Genomic DNA, 16025 nt, shown 5'->3' with positions numbered 1-16025 from the left:
TGAACTCTGCCGCTTCGCTCTTTGAAAAGTAGTAAATTAGAAAGGCAGTAAAACATGTCAACACAGAAAATTCGTATTCGTCTTAAAGCATTTGACTACCGTTTGATTGATCAGTCAGCTCAAGAAATCGTAGAAACTGCCAAACGTACAGGCGCTGTGGTAAAAGGTCCAGTACCATTACCAACACGCATCGAACGTTTTGATATTTTACGTTCACCTCACGTTAACAAAACTTCACGTGATCAATTCGAAATTCGTACACACCAACGTTTGATGGATATTGTTGATCCAACAGATAAAACAGTTGATGCGTTAATGAAATTAGATTTACCAGCTGGTGTGGATGTAGAAATCAAGCTGTAAGAATTTAAGTAGTAAAAATGCTGTAGTCAAAAATACAGTTGTAATAAATAGTTGTAAAAATATTGGGGGTTCGGTATAATCCGCCCTCTTTCACAGAAGTCGGTCAATTGTAATCGACTTTTTAACTAAATAATAAGGATACGATCATGAGCTTAGGGCTTATTGGTCGCAAAGTGGGTATGACCCGCGTGTTTACTGAGGACGGCGCAAGCATCCCAGTAACCGTGTTGGAAGTTGTACCTAACCGCGTGACACAGATCAAGACGATCGCAAGCGATGGCTATACTGGCCTTCAAGTTGCTTACGGTACACGTCGTGCTAGCCGCATCAACAGTGCATTGACTGGGCATTATGCCAAGTCAGGTTCTGCTGCAGGCGCTGGTGTGCATGAATTTCCAGTGGCTAGTGATGTTTTAGCTAATTACACTGCAGGTGCAAATATCACAGTTGATATTTTCCAAGCAGGTCAAATAGTAGATGTTACTGGTATTTCTTTGGGTAAAGGCTTTGCTGGTGCTATCAAGCGTCATCACTTTAAGTCAAACCGTGCATCTCACGGTAACTCAAAATCACATAATGTACCTGGTTCAATCGGTATGGCGCAAGATCCAGGTCGAGTATTCCCTGGTAAGCGTATGCCTGGTCACTTAGGTGCAACTAAAGTAACGACACAGAACTTAGAAATCGTTCGTGTTGATGCTGAGCGTAACCTATTGTTGATTAAAGGTGCAATCCCTGGTTCTAAAGGCGGCGATGTTGTTGTGCGCCCAGCTATTAAAGCTAAGCTTCAGAAGGGGATGAAATAATGGAACTGAAATTACAAGACAAAAATGGTAAAGCAGTTAAAGCTGGCGTAACGGTATCTGATGATACTTTTGGCCGTGAGTTTAACGAAGCTTTAGTGCATCAAGTAGTTGTTGCTTACATGGCTAACGCTCGTACAGCAACTCGTGCACAAAAGGGTCGTGGTAATGTTGCGCATACTACACACAAGCCGTACGCACAAAAAGGAACGGGTAACGCACGTGCTGGTATGACGTCTAGCCCAATCTGGCGTGGAGGCGGTCGTGCATTTCCTAGCTCACCTCTAGAAAACTTCAGTCATAAAATTAACCGTAAAGCTTACCGTGCTGGTATGCAAACGATTTTATCTGAATTGGTTCGTCAAGAGCGTTTGAATGTGGTTGAAGAGTTTGTTGTAGCTACACCTAAAACTAAAGCTTTTGCTGAAAAAATTAAAAATCTAGGTTTTGAAGGCGGCGTATTGGTGCTGACTGATGGCTTTGATGAAAACTTATATTTATCTTCACGTAACTTGATTAACGTCATGGTGGTTGAAGCGCAATTCGCTGACCCAGTCAGTTTGGTGCGTTTTCCAAATGTAGTGGCTACAGTTGCTGCGGTGAAGAAACTTGAGGAGATGTTAGCATGATGACCGCTATGACTAAAACTCAAGATCGCTTGTTGCAAGTAATCTTAGCACCACAAATCACTGAAAAAGCAACTTACATTGCTGATAAATATCAGCAAATTGCTTTCATCGTTCGTACAGATGCAACTAAACCCGAAATTAAAGCTGCCGTTGAGCTTGTTTTCAAAGTTGAAGTTGAAAAAGTTTCTACGATCAATGTTGGTGGTAAAACAAAGCGCGCTGGCAAAAGTATGGGCAAGCGTAAAGACTGGAAAAAAGCTTATGTAAGCTTGAAACCAGGCCAAGAAATTAACTTCGCAGCGGCTGAATAAGGAGAGATGAGATGGCATTAGTTAAAGTCAAGCCAACGTCCCCGGGTCGTCGTGGTGTAGTAAAGGTGGTAACACCTGACCTTTATAAAGGTAAACCACACGCACCGCTGTTGGAGAGTCAAAGTAGAAACGCTGGTCGTAATAATAACGGCCGTATTACAGTTCGTCACCAAGGTGGTGGTCATAAACAGCATTACCGTTTAATTGACTTCTTACGCAATAAAGCTGGTATTCCAGCGACAGTAGAACATATTGAATATGATCCAAACCGTACAGCACACATTGCTTTGCTTTGTTACGCTGATGGTGAGCGTCGTTATATTATTGCTCCGCGTGGCGTAAGTGCTGGTATGCAGTTAATTAGTGGTTCAGAAGCGCCTATTAAAGTAGGTAACGCGATGCCACTACGTAACATTCCAGTGGGTAGCACAATTCATTGTATCGAATTGCAACCTGGTAAAGGTGCACAAATTGCCCGTTCAGCAGGTACTTCTGTACAATTGCTAGCGCGTGAAGGTGCTTATGCTCAATTGCGTTTACGTTCAGGTGAAGTTCGCCGCGTACACGTTGATTGCATGGCAACTTTAGGTGAAGTGGGTAATGAAGAGCATTCATTGCGTTCAATCGGTAAAGCTGGTGCAATGCGCTGGCGTGGTGTTCGTCCAACCGTTCGCGGTGTGGTTATGAACCCGGTAGATCACCCGCACGGTGGTGGTGAAGGCCGTACAGCTGCAGGTATGAATCCAGTTAGCCCATGGGGTGTTAAAACTAAAGGTTATCGTACACGTAGCAGTAAACGTACAGATAATATGCGTATTAGTCGTCGTCCGAGAGGCGTAAGGTAATTTATGGCACGTTCACTTAAAAAAGGTCCATTTATTGATGGTCATTTGGCTAAAAAAGTAGAAGTTGCTGCGGCAACGCGCGATCGTAAACCAATTAAGACTTGGTCACGTCGCTCTACAATTTTCCCAGATTTTATCGGTCTTACTATTGCAATTCATAATGGTAAGCAACACATTCCAGTGTTGATTTCTGAAAACATGGTAGGTCACAAGCTCGGTGAATTTGCGTTGACACGTACATTCAAAGGTCATGCAGCCGACAAAAAAGCTAAGAAGTAGGAGCTGAAGATGCAAGTATCTGCAATATTAAAAGGTGTTCATCTCTCTCCTCAAAAGGCTAGATTGGTGGCAGACCTTGTTCGTGGCAAGAAAGTAGATCACGCACTTAACATTCTTAATTTCACACCTAAAAAAGGTGCTGAGATTATTAAGAAAGTGGTTGAATCTGCAATTGCTAACGCCGAACACAACAATGGCGCCGATATCGACGAATTGAAAGTTACTTCAATTTATGTAGATAAAGGTATTGTGCTTAAACGTATTCGTCCACGTGCAAAAGGTCGCGCGGGTCGTATTACTAAACCAACCTGTCACATTCATGTGACTGTCGGTAACTAAGGGATAATCATGGGTCAGAAAATTCATCCAATTGGTTTCCGTCTGAGTGTCCAAAAAAACTGGTCCTCACGTTGGTATGCCAATAGCAAGAACTTCCCTGCAATGTTGCAAGGCGACATTAAAGTACGTGAGTTCTTAAACAAAAAATTAGCCAGTGCTGCGGTTAGCCGTATTTTGATTGAGCGTCCTGCAAAGAACGCAAAGATCACTATTTACAGCGCGCGTCCTGGTGTTGTTATCGGTAAGAAAGGTGAAGACATTGAGTCTTTACGCGCTACTTTACAAGGTTTAATGGGCGTTCCAGTTCATTTAAACATTGAAGAAGTACGTAAGCCTGAAATTGATGCAGCATTGATTGCGCAATCTATTGCTCAACAACTTGAAAAACGCGTGATGTTCCGTCGTGCTATGAAGCGTGCAATGCAAAATGCAATGCGCCTTGGTGCACAAGGTATCAAAATCATGAGTTCAGGTCGTTTAAACGGTATCGAAATTGCTCGTACTGAATGGTATCGTGAAGGCCGTGTGCCATTACATACACTTCGTGCTGACATTGATTACGGTGTTGCTGAAGCTTCAACGACATACGGTATTATCGGTATTAAAGTTTGGGTATTCAAAGGCGAAATTTTTGCTGGTAACGTACAAGCTCCTATCGGCGCTACTACAACTCCAGTTGCTGAGCCAGAGAAAAAAGTAAGAAAGCCGAGGGCTAAAGATGCTACAACCGTCTAGACAAAAATATCGTAAGATGCAAAAAGGCCGCAATAAAGGCATTGCAACTACGGGTAATAAAGTAAGTTTTGGTGATTTTGGTTTGAAAGCAGTAGGCCGTGGCCGTTTAACTGCTCGTCAAATTGAAGCTGCTCGTCGCGTTATGACCCGTCACATTAAACGTGGTGGTCGTGTATGGATTCGCATATTCCCAGATCAACCAATTTCTAAAAAACCTGCTGAAGTACGTATGGGTAATGGTAAAGGTAGTACAGAGTACTACGTTGCTCAAATCCAACCAGGTAAAATGTTATACGAGATGGACGGAGTGAGCGAAGAGCTTGCACGTGAAGCGTTCCGTTTGGCTGCTGCAAAGTTGCCAATTGAAACGACATTCATGACTCGCCAAATCGGTAGTTAAGGATAAGGAAGCTAAAATGAAAGCAACCGATTTAAGAGCAAAAAGCGTTGAAGAGCTAAATGCAGAATTGATTGAATTACGCCGTGCGCAATTCTCTCTACGTATGCAAGTAGCAACTCAGCAATTATCTAAAGTAGATCAGCTAGGTAAAGTACGCAAAGATGTAGCGCGTGTGAAGCTTGTATTGGCTGAGAAAGCGAAACAGGCATAATCATGACTGAAACGACAAAAGTAGTACGTAGCTTAACAGGCCGCGTAACAAGTGACAAAATGGATAAAACAGTTACGGTGTTGGTTGAGCGTAAAGTGAAGCATCCATTGATTGGTAAAGTTATTCGCCAATCTAAAAAGTTTCATGCACATGATGAAACTAACAGCTGTAAAGAAGGTGACATTGTAACGATTGTTGAAAGTCGTCCACTCTCTAAAACTAAAAACTGGGTTGTTAAAGCAGCTTAAGTAAAAGTAAGTTTAAATAGCGTAATTATTAGTAATAGTAATTGCGCTATTTGATGATGCAAGTTATAATGTTTGGCTATTTAGGCGAGCGACTTTTTGTAAAAAATAAGTCATAAGCTCTCGCCCCAATACTGACCGGGTCTATCGGCCGTGTTAATTGAAAGATAAGTTTCAATTAAAAATGGCTGGTGTTGGTTTTAACGGATTAAGTTGGAGATTATTCTCATGATTCAAATGCAATCTCGGCTAGAAGTTGCCGATAACACTGGTGCGCGCTCTGTGCAATGCATCAAGGTGTTAGGTGGCTCTAAACGTCGCTACGCTGGAATAGGCGATATCATTAAAGTGAGCATCAAAGATGCTGCACCACGTGGTCGCGTAAAAAAAGGCGAAGTTTACAGCGCGGTAGTTGTGCGCACTGCTAAAGGTGTTCGTCGTCCAGACGGTTCTTTAGTTAAGTTCGATGGCAATGCTGCAGTACTGTTAAATAATAAGCTAGAACCGATTGGTACCCGTATATTCGGGCCAGTAACACGTGAATTACGTACTGAAAAATTCATGAAAATCGTTTCATTAGCGCCAGAAGTGTTGTAGGAGCTCACATGAACAAAATTCGCAAGGGTGATCAAGTCATCCTAAATACCGGTAAAGACAAAGGTAAGCAAGGTACAGTTATTAGTATTCTTGATTCAGGTCATGTTGTTGTTGAGGGTCTTAACTTAGTTAAGAAGCACGCAAAAGCAAACCCGATGAAAGGTATTGCTGGCGGCATCATTGCTAAAGAAATGCCATTAGACATTTCTAACGTTGCTTTATTTAACAGCGCGACCCAAAAAGGTGATCGCGTAGGCTTCAAAACATTAGATGATGGTCGCAAAATTCGCGTATTCAAATCTAATGGCGAAGCAGTGGACGCATAGGAAGAATTATGGCGCGCTTAAAAGATTTTTATAAAGACTCAGTTGTTAAATCTATGACTGAGCAATTTGGTTACACTTCAGTAATGCAAGTGCCTCGTATTGATAAAATCACTCTTAATATGGGTGTTGGCGAAGCGGTTGCAGATAAAAAGGTAATGGAACACGCTGTTGGCGATATGGAGAAAATTGCTGGTCAAAAAGCAATTGTCACTAAAGCTAAAAAATCAGTAGCTGCATTTAAGATTCGTGATGACTATCCTGTTGGTTGTAAAGTAACTTTACGCCGTGAACGTATGTATGAGTTCTTGGATCGTTTAGTTACTGTTGCTATTCCACGTATTCGTGACTTTCGCGGTATTTCTGCGAAATCATTTGATGGTCGTGGTAATTACAACATGGGTGTTAAAGAGCAAATCATTTTCCCTGAAATTGAATACGATAAAATCGATGCAATTCGCGGAATGAATATCACTATTACAACTACTGCGAAAACGGATGAAGAAGCAAAAGCTTTGCTTGCTGCGTTTAGTTTTCCTTTCAGAGGTTAAGTCATGGCTAAAACCTGTATGACAGAGCGCGAAATCAAACGTCGCGCAACTGTAAGTAAATTCGCTGTAAAACGTGCTGCACTTGAAGCGGCAATGAATGATGTTACTGCAACTGCTGAGAGTCGCCTTGAAGCGCGCATGAAATTCCAAGCGCTTCCACGTAACTCTAGCCCAGTTCGTCTTCGTAATCGTTGTGCTTTAACTGGTCGCCCACGTGGTGTGTTTAGTAAATTCGGTATTGGGCGTAGTAAGTTACGCGATTTAATGATGGCTGGCTTCGTTCCAGGCGTCACTAAAGCCAGCTGGTAATAGGAGGATATAGCTATGAGTATGAGTGATCCGATTGCCGACATGTTGACGCGTATTCGTAATGCGCAAATGGTTAACAAAGCGGTTGTTGCTATGCCTTCATCAAATGTTAAGACTGCTATTGCTAGCGTGCTTAAAGAAGAAGGTTATGTAGAAGATTTTGCAGTGCAAACTGAAGGTGGTAAAGCTACTTTAACTATTAGCTTGAAATATTATGCTGGTCGCCCAGTTATTGAGCGTATTCAGCGTATTAGCAAACCAGGTTTGCGTGTATATAAAGGGTCTCAAGAGATTCCTAAAGTAATGAATGGCCTTGGTGTGACAATTATGTCTACATCTAAGGGTGTAATGACAGATCGTAAAGCACAAGCAGCCGGTATCGGTGGCGAAGTGTTGTGCGTAGTGGCTTAAGGAGAAGCAAATGTCACGTGTTGCTAAAAATCCAGTCGCTATTCCAGCTAAAGTTGAAGTGGTATTAAGTGCTAATTCAATTGATGTTAGCGGTCCATTAGGTAAATTGTCTCATCCGCTAACAAGTGCGGTTGTGCTAAAGCGTGAAGGTGAAACTATTACGTTTCAAGCTTCAAGTGATGCGCAACACTCACGTGCAATGTCAGGTACATTGCGTGCTTTAGTGGCTAATATGGTTAAAGGTGTTTCAGAAGGCTTTACACGTAAATTAACACTAGTAGGTGTTGGTTACAAAGCTGCTGCACAAGGCGCTATATTAAACTTAGAATTAGGTTATTCACATCCAATCAACCACAAAATGCCAGCTGGCGTGACTGTGGCAACTGCTACACCAACAGAAATCCTGTTAACGGGTGTTGATAAGCAAGTGATTGGCCAGGTTGCTGCACAGATTCGTGCTTACCGCGCTCCAGAGCCATATAAAGGCAAGGGTGTTCGTTATGCTGATGAAGTTGTTGCAATTAAAGAAACCAAAAAGAAATAAGGCTTAAAAAATGAACAACGTAAATAATCGCTTGCGTCGTGCACGTAAAACCCGTGCCAAAATTGCAGAGCTAAAAGTTACACGTCTAAGTGTGCACCGTACTAATACGCACATTTACGCACAAATTATTGCTGAATCTGGCGATAAAGTAATTGTTAGTGCTTCAACAGTAGAAGCTGACGTTCGTAAAAATATTAAAAATGGCGGCAATGTGGAAGCAGCTGCAGCTATTGGTAAACTTATTGCTGAAAAAGCGGTTAAAGCTGGTGTTACTACTGTTGCTTTTGATCGTTCAGGCTATAAATATCACGGTCGTATTAAAGCGTTGGCTGATGCCGCTCGCGAAAACGGCTTATCCTTCTAATTGGTCTGATTGCTAAAGAGGTTAATGATGGCGAGAGAAATGGAACAGCAACAGCAGCAGACTGATGGTTTGCGCGAAAAAATGATTGCAGTTAATCGTGTAAGTAAAACGGTTAAAGGTGGTCGTATCATGAGTTTTGCAGCTCTTACAGTAGTTGGTGATGGCGATGGCGCCGTTGGTATGGGTAAAGGTAAAGCACGTGAAGTACCTGTAGCTGTACAAAAAGCAATGGACGAAGCCCGTCGTGGTATGTTGAAAATCAACTTAACTAACGGTACTTTGCATCACGCAGTTACTGGTGTGCATGGCGCAGCTAAAGTGTTTATTCAACCAGCTTCAGAAGGTACTGGCATTATCGCTGGTGGTGCAATGCGCGCTATTTTTGAAGTGATGGGTGTTACTAACGTTGTGGCTAAATGTATTGGTTCAACTAACCCTTACAATTTGGTTCGTGCTACTTTAAATGGCCTAGAGTCAATGAATACACCAGCAGAAATCGCAGCTAAACGCGGTAAATCAGTTGAAGAAATTAGAGGCTAATCATGGCTAAAACACAAAAAGTTGCGACACCTATCAAGGTGACGTTAGTTAAAAGTACTATTGGTCGCATTCAAGCGCATAAAGCTACCGTTACAGGCTTAGGTTTACGTCGTATGCACCATACAGTTGAGTTACAAGACACTCCAGCAATTCGCGGTATGATCAATACTGTCGGCTATCTCTTAAAGGTAGAAGGATAATGCAATTAAATACAATTAAGCCTGCTGAAGGCGCAAAGAAAGAACGTCGCCGCGTTGGTCGTGGTATCGGTTCTGGTTTTGGTAAAACGGCTGGTCGCGGTCATAAAGGTCAAAAGTCACGTACTGGTGGTTTTCATAAAGTCGGTTTTGAAGGCGGTCAAATGCCTATTCAACGTCGTCTACCAAAACGTGGTTTTAAATCAATGACTAAAGCTAAAACTGCGCATGTGCGCACTAGTGAATTAGCATTGGTTCCAAATGAAGTGATTGATTTGTTGGCTTTAAAAGCAGCAAATATCGTTTCTGGTACAGTAAGAAATGCTAAGTTGTTTTTATCTGGTGATGTAACTGCAAAATATAATATCCAAGGCTTATTGTTAACTAAAGGCGCTCGCGCCGCAGTTGAAGCGGCTGGCGGTAAAATTTTAGAAGCTGCGTAAGAGTATAGTTTTGGCACAGGATAGTTTATTAAAAACAGCATCAAAAATGGGCGAACTTAAAAGTCGCCTGCTTTTTGTACTCGGTGCGTTAATCGTATACCGCTTAGGTGCTCACGTACCAGTTCCTGGGATTGATCCAGTAGTTTTAGCTAAGCTTTTTGAATCGCAAAGTGGCGGCATCTTAGGCATGTTCAACATGTTCTCAGGTGGCGCTCTTTCAAGATTCACAGTGTTCGCTTTAGGTATCATGCCTTATATTTCTGCATCTATTATCATGCAGTTAATGTCGGCAGTATCACCTAAGTTAGAGCAATTGAAAAAAGAAGGTGAAGCTGGGCGTAGAACGATTACAAAGTGGACGCGTTACGGCACTGTTGTACTTGCAACTTTTCAGGCATTAGGTATTGCAATCGCTCTTGAAGGTCAGCCTGGCTTGGTATTAGATCCTGGTATGGCGTTCAGATTGACGGCAGTAATTACTTTGGTGAGCGGTACTATGTTCATTATGTGGTTAGGTGAGCAGATAACAGAACGTGGTATTGGTAATGGAATTTCTATTATCATTTTCGCTGGGATTGTAGCTGGTCTACCATCTGCGATTAGTACTTCTGTAGAAATGGCTAACTCTGGTGGATTTGGTGCAGCCGGGCCTTTAATCTTATTCTTTTTGTTAGTTACTATTATTTTGGTAACAGCATTGGTGGTGTTCGTAGAGCGTGGCCAACGTAAGATTACTGTTAACTACGCTAAGCGTCAGGTTGGCAATAAAGTGTATGGCGGACAAACTACGCATTTACCATTGAAGTTAAATATGGCGGGTGTTATTCCTCCAATTTTTGCTTCTAGCATTATTTTGTTTCCAGCAACTTTGGCAAACTGGTTTAGTGGTAAAGAAAGTATGTACTGGTTAAAGGATATCTCTAATGCTTTATCACCAGGTCAGCCGATTTATATTTTGTTTTTTACTGTAGCTATTGTGTTCTTTTGTTTCTTTTATACGGCTTTGCAATTTAACCCAAAAGACACTGCTGATAATTTGAAGAAAAGTGGTGCGTTTGTACCTGGTATTCGTCCTGGTGATCAAACGGCGAAATACATCGATAGAATTATGGGTCGATTAACATTAATCGGGGCTATTTACATTACCTTAGTTTGTTTGTTGCCTGAGTTTTTAAGATTGAAATTTAATACGCCATTTTATTTTGGCGGAACATCATTGCTAATTATTGTTGTTGTTACGATGGATTTTATGACGCAAGTTCAGTCACATTTGATGTCAAATCAATACGAAGGATTGCTTAAAAAAGCTAACTTTAAAGGCAATACGCAAAAGTAATAAATAGTAATAATTTAGAAACTGTAGTTTAAGAAGTGATGGAGTTATAAATGAGAGTTCGTGCATCTGTAAAAGCATTATGCCGTAATTGTAAAGTTGTTCGCCGTCGTGGCGTTGTACGTATCATTTGTACAGATCCACGTCACAAACAACGTCAAGGTTAATAGAGTTTTATTAATCCAATGAATGGTAGCTTTATAGCCATTCATTAAGTTGGTCAATATTTTAATTGATCAGAAGATAAGCTAATTGATATATATTGGTTTTACTGTTAAAATCGTCGGCTTTTTTAAAGCAATAGATTTTTAGGTAAACCTAAATTTGGAGTAAAGTATGGCGCGTATTGCAGGGGTAAATATCCCAAATAACAAACATGCTGACATTGCATTAACCGCAATTTTCGGTATTGGACGTGTTACAGCACAAAAAATCTGTGCTGCAGCTGGCGTTTTAGCAACAACAAAAATGAAAGATCTAAATGACGCTGATGTAGATAAGCTGCGTGATGAAGTTGCTAAAGAAAAAGTTGAAGGTGATTTACGTCGTGAAGTATCTATGAACATCAAACGCTTGATGGACTTAGGTTGCTATCGCGGTATTCGTCATCGCCGTGGTTTACCAGTTCGTGGTCAGCGCACAAAAACAAATGCGCGTACACGTAAAGGTCCAGTTAAAGCGATTAAACAAGCTAAATAAGCTGTTGATTAGCTCAAAATTTTAGGTTTACAAATTTTAGTAAGATTATTGGTAAGGATAGTGCAACATGGCAAAAGCTAATGTACGCGTAAGAAAAAAAGTTAAAAAGAATATTGCAGAGGGCATTGCCCATGTGCATGCATCTTTTAACAATACCATCATCACCATTACAGACCGTCAAGGTAATGCGTTGTCATGGGCAACTTCAGGTGGCCAAGGTTTTAAAGGCTCACGTAAGAGTACACCTTTTGCTGCGCAAGTAGCTGCAGAAGTTGCTGGTAAGTCAGCACAAGAAAATGGTGTTAAGAATTTAGAAGTGCGTATTAAAGGCCCAGGCCCAGGTCGTGAATCTGCAGTGCGCGCACTTAATGCAGCTGGTTTTAAAATCACCAGCATTACTGATGTGACGCCAGTGCCACACAATGGCTGCCGTCCACCTAAAAAACGCCGCATTTAAGTTGAGCTTAAGCTCACTTTAGTAGAGATAACAGGAGAATCCCTTGGCTAGAAATTTAGACCCTAAGTGCCGTCAATGTCGTCGTGAAGGCGAAAAGCTTTTTTTAAAAGCTGAAAAGTGCTTTACAGACAAATGTGCAATCGAAAAACGTAACTTCCCACCAGGTCAGCACGGTCAACGTCGCAACCAACGTCTATCAGACTATGGTGTTCAATTGCGTGAAAAACAAAAAGTTCGTCGTATTTACGGCGTATTGGAAGCTCAATTCCGTAGTTACTACGCTGAAGCTGATCGTCAAAAAGGTATTACAGGTGAAAACTTGTTGCAACTTTTAGAGTGCCGTTTAGATAACGTTACTTACCGTATGGGTCTTGGTGGTTCACGCACTGAAGCGCGTCAAATTGTTCGTCACAACAGTATTTTAGTAAATGGTCGTCGCGTAAATATCCCTTCATACCAAGTTAAAGCTGGTGATGTAGTGAGTGTAGCTGAATCATCTAAAACTCAGTTGCGGATCAAAGGCGCTCTAGATGCTGCTGAACAACGTGGCTTCCCAGCTTGGATTGAAGTTGATGTTAAGGCACTTAAAGGTACATTTAAGGCTAAACCACAACGTGATGAGTTACCACCAACAATCAATGAATCATTGGTAGTTGAGCTTTACTCAAAATAATTAAGATCTAAATTGTTATTTTAAGTGAGCCGTTTACGGCTCACTTAAATATTTAATCTAGTCATTATTAAATGATTAGTGATTAATACAAAAATTAAAAGGTATAACTATGCAAAACAGTCCTACCGAATACTTAAAACCGCGTGTAGTAGATGTAGAGGTGTTATCTCCATTGCGTGCACGTGTAACACTAGAACCGATGGAACGTGGTTTCGGTTACACTTTAGGTAATGCATTACGTCGTGTTTTATTGTCTTCAATCCCTGGCTTCGCTATTACAGAAGTTAAAATTGATGGCGTCGTACATGAGTATTCAACTTTAGATGGCGTTCAAGAAGATGTAGTTGATATCTTACTAAATCTTAAAGGCGTAGCTTTAAAATTAAATACTAAATCAGAAACAATTTTAGTATTAAATAAATCTGTTGAAGGCGTTGTTACTGCAGGCGACTTTGAAACAGGTCATGACGCTGAAATCGTTAACCCTGATCATGTGATTGCTCATCTGACAAAAGGTGGCAAACTGAATTTAGAAGTTAAAGTGGCAATGGGTCGTGGATACCAACCAGTTCCTGCTCGTCAAAAAGCAAATGAAGAAGACCGTGTATTAGGTTTTATTATGGTTGATGCATCATTCAGCCCAATCAACAAAGTGAGCTATCAAGTTGAAAGCGCTCGTGTTGAGCAGCGTACTGACCTTGACAAGTTGGTAATGGATGTTGAAACTAATGGTGTAATTGAACCTGAACAAGCTATTCGTGATGCTGCACGCATCTTAATGGGTCAATTGTCTGTATTTGCTGATTTAGAAGGCGCACCAAGTGAAGTTGAAGTTAAATCTGCACCGCAGGTTGATCCAATTTTATTGCGTCCAGTAGATGATTTAGAATTAACTGTTCGTTCAGCAAATTGCTTGAAAGCTGAAAATATATTCTACATCGGTGATTTGATTCAACGAACTGAGAATGAGCTATTAAAAGCACCAAATCTTGGCCGTAAATCATTGAATGAAATTAAAGATGTACTTGCAACTCGCGGCCTAACATTGGGCATGAAACTAGAAAACTGGCCACCAGTTGGGCTTGAAAAAGCTTAATAGACCAGCATAAATAAAGAAACTTTAAGGAATTACTATGCGTCACGGTAATAGCAATCGTAAATTAAATCGTACAAGCAGCCATCGTGCAGCTATGTTCCGCAATATGACAGCATCATTGCTACGTCATGAAGTGATTAAAACAACTTTGCCAAAAGCTAAAGAGTTGCGTAAATTTGCAGAACCTTTAATCACATTAGGTAAAACACCTACTTTAGCTAATCGTCGTTTAGCGTTCAGTCGCTTGCGCGATCGTGATATCGTGGGTAAGTTATTCGGTGAATTGGGTCCACGTTACCTTGCGCGTAATGGCGGCTATTTACGTGTGCTTAAATGTGGATTCCGTAACGGCGATAACGCTCCAATGGCATTAGTTGAGTTAGTTGATCGTCCTGACACAGGCGCAGATGTAGTCGTTGCAGAGTAAGTTCTGTAATTAATATTTGTTACTAGAGAAGCCAGCGTAATGCTGGCTTTTTGCTTATCTGGACAAATATTCAAAGTTTATATTTTGTCATCTCTTAATAACAATCTGATTTCATCTTCATTAAATGGCCAAGTTATTTCATCGTCTGTATCTATTCTCCTCAGCACGGGAATTTTAATTTCGTAGCGTTCATACAGACTGGCATCATCAGATATGTCTATTGAATTCCAATTTAGCTTATGCTCAGAACATAGCTTTAGTAGTAATGATTCAGCCTGTTCACATAAGTGACAGTGTGAAGTTGTATAAAGAATAAGATTTATCATTACTAATATGTTCTATGTAATACAGATAAGCAATTCTAAATAATAACATTGATTATATTTGTAAAGATTTAACTGTAAGCAATTCAATATTAATTAATAAATTAATTTTTGTGCAGCTTATTGTTAATGCACTATTTGAGGCTAATTGAATTACTTGCGTGTTAGAATTGGGAATAAATTGATAGTACCCTTATGAAGTAAAGGCAGCTCAAATGAGTGAACTCGAAAGCATTCAAGAATCACGTGCAAAAGTTAAAAGCATGATCGAAAGGCATAAGCTTGTTGAAGACTTAGTGCATCGTCAAGATATGCAGCGTCATGACCTAGTTGAGGGCATGGTACACCAAAATAATCTATCTGAACTAAGTCGCCTTCTAGAGAAGCTTGAAACACAGGCTATTGCAAGCATCCTAGAGTCATTGTCTACAGATGATTGTAAGATTATTTGGCCGCTTATTAGTGAGGAGCGGAAAGAAGAAATTTTGTTGGTAGTTTCTGATTCCGTTAGGGTCGAGTTAGTCTCTGAGCCCAAACCCACCAATCAGAGTATGGTAATTCGCGTATTTGACTTACACGAAGGGAAATTGAGGCAGATACCAATTTATAATCGAGAAGATTTGGTGCAAGCCAAACCTATCTGGGTTGACCTTGTTACCCCTGAAGACGAACAACTTGCTTGGGCAAAGGAAATTTTTGGCGTTAATCTGCCTAATCCTAAAGAGTTAACGGATTTGGAAACCAGCGCACGCTTTTATGAAGAGGAAAACGGCGAGGTGCATCTGCACTCAGCGTTCTTATTAGAGCGTGAGAATGAGTCTCGAAATGTTGCAGTAGCATTCATTTTAAATAAAGGCACGCTCTTTTCAGTAAGGGGCGAGGAGCTTCCAGTATTCCGCTTACAACGCCTGCGAGCACGCGCTCAAGCTGGCTATGTTTCTGAGGCAAAGGACGTGTTACTAGATCTTTATGCTGCAGATGTTGAGTATTCAGCAAATGCCTTAGAAGATGAGTATGTGCGTCTGGAAGAAGTCGGCAGGCAAGTGTTTAGATCCCATATGACAAATGAGCAGGCAGCAAAAATTCTTACTGATATTTCTGTTGAGGAAGATCTAAACGGTCGTATTCGTCGCAATGTTCTGGATACACGTAATGCCCTATCATTTTTAATGAGACGTAAGTTTTTATCAATCGCACAACATGAAGATGTGCGTGAGATTTTACGGGATATTGAATCTTTAGACGGACACACAACTTTTTTGTTTAATAAAATTAACTTTCAAATGGACGCAACGGTTGGTTTTTTGAACGTTAATCAGAATAAAGACCTTAAGCGCTTAACTGTAATTAGTGTGGTGATTATGCCGATTAATGTTTTGGCAGGGATCGGTGGCATGTCTGAGTTCTCTATGATGACCCATGTCATTCCATGGCCTATTGCATACAGTTTATTCATTATTGTGATGATTGGAATTGGAATACTGACCTATATGGGATTGCGCCATTTAGAAAGCCGTAGAATCAAAAGCCATAGAACAGAAAGTCATAGAGTTGAGAGTCATTAGTTTGATATCTTCA

The 16025-nt window shown here is 40.8% G+C and carries 30 protein-coding genes; 29 read left to right on the top strand and 1 reads right to left on the bottom strand.

The annotated features are described in order from the left end of the window. Positions 1 to 54 precede the first annotated feature (54 nt). The 28 genes from rpsJ (at position 55) to rplQ (ending at position 14124) form a co-directional block, all read left to right on the top strand. On the top strand, positions 55 to 363 hold the full coding sequence (gene rpsJ, locus PSV17_RS06765) for a 30S ribosomal protein S10 (RefSeq protein ID WP_013147038.1): 309 nt from the start codon (positions 55 to 57) through the stop codon (positions 361 to 363). A gap of 146 nt (positions 364 to 509) precedes the next feature. After that, positions 510 to 1169, top strand: a complete 660-nt coding sequence (rplC, locus tag PSV17_RS06760) for a 50S ribosomal protein L3 (RefSeq protein ID WP_300480888.1) — start codon at positions 510 to 512, stop codon at positions 1167 to 1169. Beyond that, entirely contained in the window at positions 1169 to 1795 is a 627-nt protein-coding gene (gene rplD, locus PSV17_RS06755) for a 50S ribosomal protein L4 (RefSeq protein ID WP_013147040.1), read from the top strand. The genes rplC and rplD overlap by 1 nt, the downstream gene beginning before the upstream one ends. Continuing rightward, entirely contained in the window at positions 1792 to 2106 is a 315-nt protein-coding gene (gene rplW / locus PSV17_RS06750; protein WP_300433040.1) for a 50S ribosomal protein L23, read from the top strand. Before rplD ends, rplW begins: the two co-directional genes overlap by 4 nt. 11 nt (positions 2107 to 2117) lie before the next feature. Then, positions 2118 to 2951, top strand: a complete 834-nt coding sequence (gene rplB / locus PSV17_RS06745) for a 50S ribosomal protein L2 (RefSeq protein WP_013147042.1) — start codon at positions 2118 to 2120, stop codon at positions 2949 to 2951. A 3-nt stretch (positions 2952 to 2954) separates the two neighbouring features. Continuing rightward, a complete protein-coding gene (gene rpsS / locus PSV17_RS06740) occupies positions 2955 to 3230 on the top strand; it encodes a 30S ribosomal protein S19 (RefSeq protein WP_015831300.1) in 276 nt (91 codons plus the stop codon). A gap of 9 nt (positions 3231 to 3239) precedes the next feature. After that, complete coding sequence (gene rplV, locus PSV17_RS06735) at positions 3240 to 3569, top strand: 50S ribosomal protein L22 (RefSeq protein WP_013147044.1); 330 nt, start codon at positions 3240 to 3242, stop codon at positions 3567 to 3569. Positions 3570 to 3578: 9 nt separating this feature from the next. After that, the gene (gene rpsC, locus PSV17_RS06730) at positions 3579 to 4304 is read left to right on the top strand and encodes a 30S ribosomal protein S3 (RefSeq protein ID WP_300386876.1); all 726 of its coding nucleotides are present in this window, start codon (positions 3579 to 3581) and stop codon (positions 4302 to 4304) included. Further along, complete coding sequence (rplP, locus tag PSV17_RS06725; RefSeq protein ID WP_013147046.1) at positions 4288 to 4704, top strand: 50S ribosomal protein L16; 417 nt, start codon at positions 4288 to 4290, stop codon at positions 4702 to 4704. The genes rpsC and rplP overlap by 17 nt, the downstream gene beginning before the upstream one ends. 16 nt (positions 4705 to 4720) lie before the next feature. Further along, positions 4721 to 4915 (top strand): 50S ribosomal protein L29, encoded by a 195-nt coding sequence (gene rpmC / locus PSV17_RS06720; protein WP_013147047.1) that lies wholly within the window; start codon positions 4721 to 4723, stop codon positions 4913 to 4915. A 2-nt stretch (positions 4916 to 4917) separates the two neighbouring features. Further along, positions 4918 to 5163 carry a 30S ribosomal protein S17 gene (gene rpsQ / locus PSV17_RS06715; RefSeq protein WP_300433037.1) on the top strand — a complete coding sequence of 82 codons (246 nt, stop codon included), beginning with the start codon at positions 4918 to 4920 and terminating at the stop codon, positions 5161 to 5163. A 225-nt stretch (positions 5164 to 5388) separates the two neighbouring features. Further along, positions 5389 to 5757 carry a 50S ribosomal protein L14 gene (rplN, locus tag PSV17_RS06710; protein ID WP_013147049.1) on the top strand — a complete coding sequence of 123 codons (369 nt, stop codon included), beginning with the start codon at positions 5389 to 5391 and terminating at the stop codon, positions 5755 to 5757. A gap of 8 nt (positions 5758 to 5765) precedes the next feature. Continuing rightward, entirely contained in the window at positions 5766 to 6083 is a 318-nt protein-coding gene (gene rplX, locus PSV17_RS06705) for a 50S ribosomal protein L24 (RefSeq protein ID WP_292841865.1), read from the top strand. 8 nt (positions 6084 to 6091) lie between these two features. Further along, complete coding sequence (gene rplE, locus PSV17_RS06700) at positions 6092 to 6631, top strand: 50S ribosomal protein L5 (protein ID WP_013147051.1); 540 nt, start codon at positions 6092 to 6094, stop codon at positions 6629 to 6631. A 3-nt stretch (positions 6632 to 6634) separates the two neighbouring features. Further along, positions 6635 to 6940 (top strand): 30S ribosomal protein S14, encoded by a 306-nt coding sequence (rpsN, locus tag PSV17_RS06695; protein WP_013147052.1) that lies wholly within the window; start codon positions 6635 to 6637, stop codon positions 6938 to 6940. Between the two features lie 15 nt (positions 6941 to 6955). Continuing rightward, positions 6956 to 7351: a 30S ribosomal protein S8 gene (gene rpsH / locus PSV17_RS06690; RefSeq protein WP_013147053.1), complete on the top strand. Its 396-nt coding sequence runs from the start codon at positions 6956 to 6958 to the stop codon at positions 7349 to 7351. 10 nt (positions 7352 to 7361) lie between these two features. Continuing rightward, positions 7362 to 7895 carry a 50S ribosomal protein L6 gene (rplF, locus tag PSV17_RS06685; protein ID WP_300433035.1) on the top strand — a complete coding sequence of 178 codons (534 nt, stop codon included), beginning with the start codon at positions 7362 to 7364 and terminating at the stop codon, positions 7893 to 7895. A gap of 10 nt (positions 7896 to 7905) precedes the next feature. Beyond that, the gene (rplR, locus tag PSV17_RS06680; protein ID WP_300480887.1) at positions 7906 to 8259 is read left to right on the top strand and encodes a 50S ribosomal protein L18; all 354 of its coding nucleotides are present in this window, start codon (positions 7906 to 7908) and stop codon (positions 8257 to 8259) included. 27 nt (positions 8260 to 8286) lie between these two features. Next, positions 8287 to 8799: a 30S ribosomal protein S5 gene (gene rpsE, locus PSV17_RS06675; RefSeq protein ID WP_013147056.1), complete on the top strand. Its 513-nt coding sequence runs from the start codon at positions 8287 to 8289 to the stop codon at positions 8797 to 8799. A gap of 2 nt (positions 8800 to 8801) precedes the next feature. Then, the gene (gene rpmD / locus PSV17_RS06670) at positions 8802 to 8999 is read left to right on the top strand and encodes a 50S ribosomal protein L30 (RefSeq protein ID WP_300480885.1); all 198 of its coding nucleotides are present in this window, start codon (positions 8802 to 8804) and stop codon (positions 8997 to 8999) included. After that, positions 8999 to 9439 carry a 50S ribosomal protein L15 gene (gene rplO / locus PSV17_RS06665; RefSeq protein WP_300386860.1) on the top strand — a complete coding sequence of 147 codons (441 nt, stop codon included), beginning with the start codon at positions 8999 to 9001 and terminating at the stop codon, positions 9437 to 9439. The genes rpmD and rplO overlap by 1 nt, the downstream gene beginning before the upstream one ends. Positions 9440 to 9449: 10 nt before the next feature. Continuing rightward, entirely contained in the window at positions 9450 to 10775 is a 1326-nt protein-coding gene (gene secY, locus PSV17_RS06660) for a preprotein translocase subunit SecY (protein WP_300480883.1), read from the top strand. Positions 10776 to 10825: 50 nt separating this feature from the next. Continuing rightward, positions 10826 to 10939 carry a 50S ribosomal protein L36 gene (rpmJ, locus tag PSV17_RS06655; RefSeq protein WP_013147060.1) on the top strand — a complete coding sequence of 38 codons (114 nt, stop codon included), beginning with the start codon at positions 10826 to 10828 and terminating at the stop codon, positions 10937 to 10939. A gap of 169 nt (positions 10940 to 11108) precedes the next feature. Beyond that, on the top strand, positions 11109 to 11471 hold the full coding sequence (gene rpsM / locus PSV17_RS06650; RefSeq protein ID WP_300433030.1) for a 30S ribosomal protein S13: 363 nt from the start codon (positions 11109 to 11111) through the stop codon (positions 11469 to 11471). Between the two features lie 67 nt (positions 11472 to 11538). Then, the gene (rpsK, locus tag PSV17_RS06645; RefSeq protein ID WP_013147062.1) at positions 11539 to 11928 is read left to right on the top strand and encodes a 30S ribosomal protein S11; all 390 of its coding nucleotides are present in this window, start codon (positions 11539 to 11541) and stop codon (positions 11926 to 11928) included. A 43-nt stretch (positions 11929 to 11971) separates the two neighbouring features. After that, positions 11972 to 12601: a 30S ribosomal protein S4 gene (gene rpsD / locus PSV17_RS06640; RefSeq protein WP_300480881.1), complete on the top strand. Its 630-nt coding sequence runs from the start codon at positions 11972 to 11974 to the stop codon at positions 12599 to 12601. Positions 12602 to 12710: 109 nt separating this feature from the next. Then, positions 12711 to 13697 carry a DNA-directed RNA polymerase subunit alpha gene (gene rpoA, locus PSV17_RS06635; protein ID WP_013147064.1) on the top strand — a complete coding sequence of 329 codons (987 nt, stop codon included), beginning with the start codon at positions 12711 to 12713 and terminating at the stop codon, positions 13695 to 13697. A 37-nt stretch (positions 13698 to 13734) separates the two neighbouring features. Continuing rightward, positions 13735 to 14124 (top strand): 50S ribosomal protein L17, encoded by a 390-nt coding sequence (gene rplQ, locus PSV17_RS06630; RefSeq protein WP_013147065.1) that lies wholly within the window; start codon positions 13735 to 13737, stop codon positions 14122 to 14124. A gap of 77 nt (positions 14125 to 14201) precedes the next feature. Here the strand turns inward: rplQ and PSV17_RS06625 are convergent, their stop codons facing one another. Beyond that, on the bottom strand, positions 14202 to 14450 hold the full coding sequence (locus PSV17_RS06625; RefSeq protein WP_300480880.1) for a glutaredoxin family protein: 249 nt from the start codon (positions 14448 to 14450) through the stop codon (positions 14202 to 14204). 212 nt (positions 14451 to 14662) lie between these two features. Between PSV17_RS06625 and PSV17_RS06620 the strand changes: the two genes are divergently transcribed. Further along, entirely contained in the window at positions 14663 to 16012 is a 1350-nt protein-coding gene (locus tag PSV17_RS06620; protein ID WP_300480878.1) for a CorA family divalent cation transporter, read from the top strand. Positions 16013 to 16025 lie beyond the last annotated feature (13 nt).

This window comes from Methylotenera sp. (genome assembly GCF_029946165.1).
Classification (GTDB): domain Bacteria; phylum Pseudomonadota; class Gammaproteobacteria; order Burkholderiales; family Methylophilaceae; genus Methylotenera.
The sequence above is the reverse complement of the archived record's forward strand: the minus strand, read 5'-3'. Positions and strand labels throughout refer to the sequence as shown.